This is a genomic window from Caulobacter segnis (genome assembly GCF_003243465.1).
Taxonomy (GTDB): Bacteria; Pseudomonadota; Alphaproteobacteria; order Caulobacterales; family Caulobacteraceae; genus Caulobacter; species Caulobacter segnis_A.
In genome coordinates, this window is record NZ_QFQZ01000136.1 from 1 (window position 1) to 6,016 (window position 6,016).

Below are 6,016 nucleotides of genomic sequence, written 5' to 3' on the forward strand. Positions count from 1 at the left end.
TGGTTCATCCTGGGCGGCGGCGCGATCTTCGCGGCCTGGCCGTTCGTCTACGCGATCAGCTTCTCGGGCTTCTACCTGGCCCTGTTCGTGGTGCTGGCGGCGATGATCCTGCGGCCGGTCAGCTTCAAGTACCGCTCCAAGCGCCCGCATCCCAAGTGGCGGTCGTTCTGGGACTGGGGGCTGTTCGTCGGCGGCTTCTTGCCGGTCCTGTGCTTCGGCGTGGCGCTGGGCAACGTGCTGCAGGGCGCGCCCTTCCGCCTGGATGGCGACCTGCGGGCCTTCTACGAGGGCAGCTTCATCGGCCTCTTCTCGCCATTCGCCCTGCTGTGCGGCCTGTTGTCGGTGGCCATGCTCGTGCTGCACGGCGCGGCCTGGATCACGATCAAGGCCGAGGTCGGCCCGGTCACCGAGCGCGCCCGCCGGATCGGCGAGATCGCGGGCCTGGCCAGCATCGTGCTGTTCGCGGCCGGAGGCTTCTGGGTCGCGTTCGGCGGCCTGGGCTTCCGGATCGAGGGCCTGGCCGACGCGGCCGGCGCCTCCAACCCGCTGCGCGGCGCGGCCGCCGTGCGGGCGCCCGGCGCCTGGCTGGACAACTACGGCCGCCACAGCTGGATGATCACCGCGCCTGTCCTCGGCTTCGTCGGCGCGGCGCTGGCCCTGGCCGGCATGCGTTGGAACCGGGCCTGGCTGGCGTTCGGCGGCTCGTCGCTGTCGACGGCGGGGATCATCGGGACGGTCGGCCTGTCGATGTTCCCGTTCATCCTGCCCAGCGCGTTCGACCCGCGCTCCAGCCTGACGGTCTGGAACGCCTCGTCGAGCCACCTGACCCTGTTCGTCATGCTTGTCGTGACGGTGGTCTTCCTGCCGCTGGTGCTGCTCTACACCGCCTGGGTCTACCGGGTGCTGTGGGGGCGCAGCACCACCGGCGCCCTGGCCACCAATCCCGACCTCTACTGATCCGAAGGAAACGAACCGATGTGGTACTTCACCTGGATCCTGGGCCTGGGCCTGGCCGTCGCCTTCGGCGTGCTGAACGGCGTCTGGTACGAATTCAACCTGGCCGACGACGGCGACGAGGGTCTGTCGGAAGAGTAGCCTCCGCGACATTTGAGCGCGTCGTTCCGGCGTTTGGCTTAACGCTTGCTAAAGAGGGCTCGGGTTTAGCTGGCGAGGTGTCCCGGAGCGCGTCGAAGCGCGGCCCCGGGGCCAGGCTTTACGTTCCCGGGGACCGCTTATGACCGACACCGCCGCGCCTGCTCTGGAGCTCATCTCGTTCTGCATCGGCGAGCAGGAATTCTGCATCGACGTGAAGACCGTCCGCGAAATCCGTGGCTGGACCCCCGCGACCCCGATCCCGCACGCGCCGGCCTATATGCGCGGCGTCATCAACCTGCGGGGCGCGATCATGCCCGTCATCGACCTGCGCAACCGCCTGGGTCTGGGCGTCACCATCCCCGAGACCCGCCACGTCATCGTCGTGGTGGAATGCCAGGACCGCCTGGCCGGCATCCTGGTCGACGCCGTATCGGAAACCTTCACCGTGCCGCGCGAGAGCCTGCAGCCGGCGCCGGACGTCGGCGAGGAACTGCGCTATCTCCAGGCCATCATCTCGATCGAGAACCGCCTGATCAGCTACCTGCGCATGGACGACGTGTTCCCGGCGCAGGTCAGCGAAGCGGCTTGAGATTGATCTCTCCTCCCCCTCTGGGGGAGGTGGCCCAGAGGGCCGGAGGGGGCAGCGCGGCCTAGACGGCGCTCGCCCCCTTCAGTCGGCTTTGCCGACAGCTCCCCCAGAGGGGGAGCAGAGTCTATGACCTCACCCCTTGCGCACGATGCGCGCCGCCGCGGCGTGGAAGCCGGCTTCGGCCTCGGCGGAATCGGCCACCGCCGCGTGCCGGTCGCGGGCGACGCCCATGTTGCTGGCCGCGTAGCTCTCCGAGACCTTGCGGGCCTCCTGGGCGCGCAGGGCGGCGTTCGAGGCGGCCGTCTCGTGCCAGTCGGCCAGGGCCTCGGGCGTCAGGTCGTCGGCCGCGTCCGGATGCGGCGCGACGTCGCCGAAGCCGATCGCCACGAAGCCGTGGATGACGCCGCCATAGTCCTCTTCCGACAGCAGGAAGGTGATCTGCCGTTCCTCGAACTGGCCGGTATAGGTGTCGGTCGAGGGATCGAACTCGCGCAGCACCAGGATGTCGCCGACCTTGAACTCGCGGTCGTTGCGGCGGATCTCGAAGCGCTTCTGGCCGGAGCGGACGGCGGCGAAATACTTGGGCCAGGTCTTGAGGTCGTGGCGGTGCATGGCGGGTAGGCTTTCCAAACTCGAAGCGGGCGGTTCTGGCGGCCGAAGCCTAGCGCAGGGTTAACCGCCGAAACATATCCCCAAATTCCGACTTCCCCGGCGAATGCCGGGGCCCAGATACATCCGGGCCGGTTTGGGTGAGCGCGCCATCCACCTCATAAGCTTCGGACGCGCTCGTGGGTTCGATCTGGGCCCCGGCATTCGCCGGGGAGATCGGAGTATTATCAGCTCACTCGTCGATGCAGACCCGGACGATCTCGGCGCGCAGGTCCGGCAGGCCCAGGCCCTTCTCGGACGAGGTGGCCAGCACGCGCGGGAAGGCGGCGGGGCGCTTGGCGATGGCCTTCAGGGTCTCGGCCACGACCTTGTCGACCTCGGCCGGCTTGATCTTGTCGGCCTTGGTCAGGACGATCTGATAGGAGACGGCGGCCTCGTCCAGGGCGTCCAGAGCCTCCAGGTCGACCTTCTTCAGGCCATGGCGGGCGTCGATCAGCACGTAGACGCGCTTCAGGTTGGCGCGACCGCGCAGATAGGCGCGGCCCAGGTCCTGGAACTTGTCGGCGATCGAACGGGAAACCCGCGCGAAGCCATAGCCGGGCAGGTCGACCAGGCGCAGCTGCTCGGCCAGCAGGAAGAAGTTGATCTCCCGCGTGCGGCCCGGCTCGTTCGAGGCTCGGGCCAGGTACTTCTGGTTCACCAGGCCGTTGATCAGGCTGGACTTGCCGACGTTGGAGCGGCCGGCGAAGGCCACCTCCGGCAGGTCGGCGGACGGCATGGCGTCCATCCGCACCGCGCCCATGACGAACGAGACCGGCTGGGCGAAGAACACCCGCGCCCGCTCGATCTCCTCATCCGTGAAGATCGGATCCTCGCTCATCAGGTCGCGCTGACCGTCTTGCCCTGCAGGCGCGCGATGATGCGGTCGATCGGGTTCTCGACCTTGTAGCGGCGCATCATCACGTACTGCTGGACGATGGTGAGCACGTTGCTCCAGCACCAGTAGATCACCAGGCCCACGGCGAACTGCGACAGGGTGAAGGTGAAGATGATCGGGAACAGCTGGAAGATGCGTTGCTGCATCGGGTCGCCGGCCGGCGGGTTCATCGCCGTGGTCAGCCACATGGTGAAGCCGTAAAGCAGCGGCCAGACGCCTATGTGCAGCGGGCCGTCCAGGAAGCCGCCGATCAGCGGGGCCGTCGCCGGGTTCCAGTGGATCAGGCCGAACAGGGTGAAGATCGTCGACGGATCGCGGGCCGACAGGTCCTGGATCCAGCCGAAGAACGGCGCGTGGCGCATTTCGATGGTGACGGTCAGCACCTTGTACAGCGAGTAGAAGACCGGGATCTGCACCAGCATCGGAAGGCAGCCCATCATCGGGTTGATCTTCTCCTTCTGGTACAGCTGCATCATTTCCTGCTGCTGCTTGGCCGGATCGTCCTTGTGCTTGGTCTTCAGCTTCTCGATCTCGGGGGCGATCTTCTTCATCTTCGCCATCGACTCGTAGCTCTTGTCCGCCATCGGATAGAGGATCAGCTTGAGCACGACGGTCAGCAGCATGATGGCCAGGCCGAAGTTGCCGACCAGCTTGTAGAAGATCTCCAGCAGGTTGAAGATCGGGCGCGTGAAGAAGCGAAACATGCCCCAGTCGACCGCGTCGTCGAAGCGTGGGATCTCGGCCTTGGCGCTGCTCCAGAACTCCCACCACGCCGGCGGCTTGGCGCCGCCGTACTCGTACTTGCGCAGCAGCGGCACGGTCTTGGCGCCGGCGAACAGGCGGGTGGTCTGGGTCAGGGTGGCGCCCGGGTTCAGGGCCTGGGTCGGGCCGACGAAGTTGACGTCATAGACGTCGACGCCGGCCACGTTGGTCACGCGGTACTGGGCCTTGATGGCCTCGGTCTGGCCGGGGATCAGGGCCGCCAGCCAGTACTTGTCGGTAATGCCGGCCCAGCCGCCGACCGAGTCGAAGGTCGTGAGCGGCTTGTCCTTCTTCCACTTGCCGTACTTGGCCAGTTCCAGCTTCTGGTCCTTGCCCGAGCCCAGCACGCCGATGGCGCCTTCGTGGACGATCTGGGTCTTGCCCAGGTGGTCGGTGATGCCCTGGCGCTGGACCGTGGCGTAGGGGGCCAGCTGGAAGGCGGCCGCGCCGTTGTTCTTCACGCTGTCGGTGACCGAGAACATCGCCTGGTCGTCGACGGCGATCACGCGGGTGAAGGTCAGGCCCATGCCGTTGTCATAGGTCAGGGTCACCGGCGAATTGGGACGCAGCACCTGGCCCGGCGCGGCGGTCCAGACGGTGCGGCTGTCGGGCAGGCCCGGCAGGTTGGCGCCGGCCCAGCCGAAATCGGCGAACCAGGCGTGCTCGGCGCCCTCGGGGCGGAAGAGCTCGACCGGCGGCGAGTTCTTGTCGGTCGTCTCGGCGTACTTGCGCAGGAAGAGGTCGTCGATGCGGCCGCCCTTCAGGGCGATCGAGCCCGACAGCGCGGGGGTGTCGACGGCGATCCGCGGGCTCTGGGCCTTGGCGGCGTCGCGCGACAGGCGCAGGGGAGCGGGGTTGCCGTTGGCGTCCAGCGGCACGCCGGCCTGGGCGGCCGTCTGCTGCTGCGCGGCCTTCTTGGCGCGCATCTCGGCCTCGGCCTGCTTCTGCTGCGGACCCAGGATGAAGAACTGGTACCCGATCAGGATCGCGAACGCGATGGCGAGGAACGCCATCGTGTTTTTGTTGTCGTTCTGCATGGAGCGCTTAACCGGAAACTGTCTGATCGGGTTGTTGGGAAGAGGCGGCGGGAGAGGGTCCGCCGGATGATGACCGCGAGACCTTGCTTCTCACGCCATCATGCTCGGCGGCGAGGCTTATCAGCGCGGTTTTGACGTCGTCAAGCAAACGTCCCCATTCGCGCGAGCCCGTACCGCCGCGCGCGATGAACACATAGTCGTGCGAGGGGCGCGCATGAAGGGGCAGGACCAGCCGGGCGGCCTCGCGCAGGCGGCGCTTGGCGCGGTTGCGCTCGACGGCGCCGCCGATCTTCTTGGTGGCCGTGAAGCCGACGCGGACCACCGGATCCTCGTCGGCGCGCTTGCGCATCTGGATGAACACCGCGCCGCGCGACAGGGCCGGGGCCTTGGCCGCCAGCAGGAAGTCGGGGCGCTTCTTCAGGCGCTCGAAGCGCAGCGGGGCTTCATGCATGGCTTCAGGCATGAAAAAAGCCGCCTTTCCGGCGAGAACCTGAGACCAGGTCTGTGGAAAAGGCGGCTTTGATCATGATCTCGCCTCCCGAAGGAGGAAGAGCAATTAGGCGGTCAGGCGCTTGCGGCCCTTGGCGCGGCGACGCGCGACGACCTTTTGGCCATTCTTGGTGGCCATACGCGCGCGGTAGCCGTGACGGCGGGCACGCACGAGCTTCGACGGCTGGAAGGTGCGCTTCACGACGTGGCTCCGAAATGCAAAACGTTGGACGCGAAGCGGAGGGCCTCGCGAGTGAGGGGCGGTGGATAAAAGAACGAAGGCGGGATGTCAACCTGAGTCGACCGCGTGGAGCCTGCAGCCCACATTCGCGCATCTCTTTACCGTGTCATCCCGGCCGTAGCGAAGCGAAGAGCCGGCGACTGTGTTGGGTCAACCGGGCTTTTGCCAGGGCTGGTTGGATTTCAGCATGCCGTTTGCGGCGACGACGAGCTTTCTGGCGATGGCGACGAGGGCGACCTTGGCGGGCTTTCCGGCTT

The 6,016-nt window shown here is 67.0% G+C and carries 8 protein-coding genes and 1 pseudogene; 3 read left to right on the forward strand and 6 right to left on the reverse strand.

Annotated elements, in window-relative coordinates:
* From cydB to DI526_RS22855, 3 genes are all read left to right on the forward strand, one after another.
* Nucleotides 1-957, forward strand: a 957-nt coding sequence (cydB, locus tag DI526_RS22845; RefSeq protein WP_304283169.1) for a cytochrome d ubiquinol oxidase subunit II, incomplete at its 5' end; no start/stop codon positions are given.
* An 18-nt stretch (nt 958-975) separates the two neighbouring features.
* Complete coding sequence (gene cydX, locus DI526_RS22850; protein WP_304283171.1) at nt 976-1,095, forward strand: cytochrome bd-I oxidase subunit CydX; 120 nt, start codon at nt 976-978, stop codon at nt 1,093-1,095.
* A gap of 139 nt (nt 1,096-1,234) precedes the next feature.
* A complete protein-coding gene (locus DI526_RS22855; protein WP_304283174.1) occupies nt 1,235-1,684 on the forward strand; it encodes a chemotaxis protein CheW in 450 nt (149 codons plus the stop codon).
* 132 nt (nt 1,685-1,816) lie between these two features.
* Here DI526_RS22855 and DI526_RS22860 read toward each other — a convergent pair whose 3' ends face one another.
* From DI526_RS22860 to DI526_RS22885, 6 genes and pseudogenes are all read right to left on the reverse strand, one after another.
* On the reverse strand, nt 1,817-2,296 hold the full coding sequence (locus DI526_RS22860; protein WP_304283175.1) for an ASCH/PUA domain-containing protein: 480 nt from the start codon (nt 2,294-2,296) through the stop codon (nt 1,817-1,819).
* 229 nt (nt 2,297-2,525) lie between these two features.
* Nucleotides 2,526-3,173, reverse strand: a complete 648-nt coding sequence (yihA, locus tag DI526_RS22865) for a ribosome biogenesis GTP-binding protein YihA/YsxC (RefSeq protein ID WP_304283177.1) — start codon at nt 3,171-3,173, stop codon at nt 2,526-2,528.
* Nucleotides 3,173-5,029: a membrane protein insertase YidC gene (gene yidC, locus DI526_RS22870; protein ID WP_304283180.1), complete on the reverse strand. Its 1,857-nt coding sequence runs from the start codon at nt 5,027-5,029 to the stop codon at nt 3,173-3,175. Before yidC ends, yihA begins: the two co-directional genes overlap by 1 nt.
* 7 nt (nt 5,030-5,036) lie before the next feature.
* Nucleotides 5,037-5,480 (reverse strand): ribonuclease P protein component, encoded by a 444-nt coding sequence (rnpA, locus tag DI526_RS22875; RefSeq protein ID WP_304283196.1) that lies wholly within the window; start codon nt 5,478-5,480, stop codon nt 5,037-5,039.
* Between the two features lie 105 nt (nt 5,481-5,585).
* Nucleotides 5,586-5,720 carry a 50S ribosomal protein L34 gene (rpmH, locus tag DI526_RS22880; RefSeq protein WP_004622337.1) on the reverse strand — a complete coding sequence of 45 codons (135 nt, stop codon included), beginning with the start codon at nt 5,718-5,720 and terminating at the stop codon, nt 5,586-5,588.
* A 189-nt stretch (nt 5,721-5,909) separates the two neighbouring features.
* A pseudogene (locus DI526_RS22885) lies at nt 5,910-6,016 on the reverse strand (IS110 family transposase); the annotation flags it as partial.

Coding starts and splice junctions, on each gene's coding strand:
- cydX (WP_304283171.1), top strand. CDS start 976: ATGTGGTACTTCACCTGGATCCTGGGCCTGGGCCTGGCCGTCGCCTTC.
- DI526_RS22855 (WP_304283174.1), top strand. CDS start 1,235: ATGACCGACACCGCCGCGCCTGCTCTGGAGCTCATCTCGTTCTGCATC.
- DI526_RS22860 (WP_304283175.1), bottom strand. CDS start 2,296: ATGCACCGCCACGACCTCAAGACCTGGCCCAAGTATTTCGCCGCCGTC.
- yihA (WP_304283177.1), bottom strand. CDS start 3,173: ATGAGCGAGGATCCGATCTTCACGGATGAGGAGATCGAGCGGGCGCGG.
- yidC (WP_304283180.1), bottom strand. CDS start 5,029: ATGCAGAACGACAACAAAAACACGATGGCGTTCCTCGCCATCGCGTTC.
- rnpA (WP_304283196.1), bottom strand. CDS start 5,480: ATGCATGAAGCCCCGCTGCGCTTCGAGCGCCTGAAGAAGCGCCCCGAC.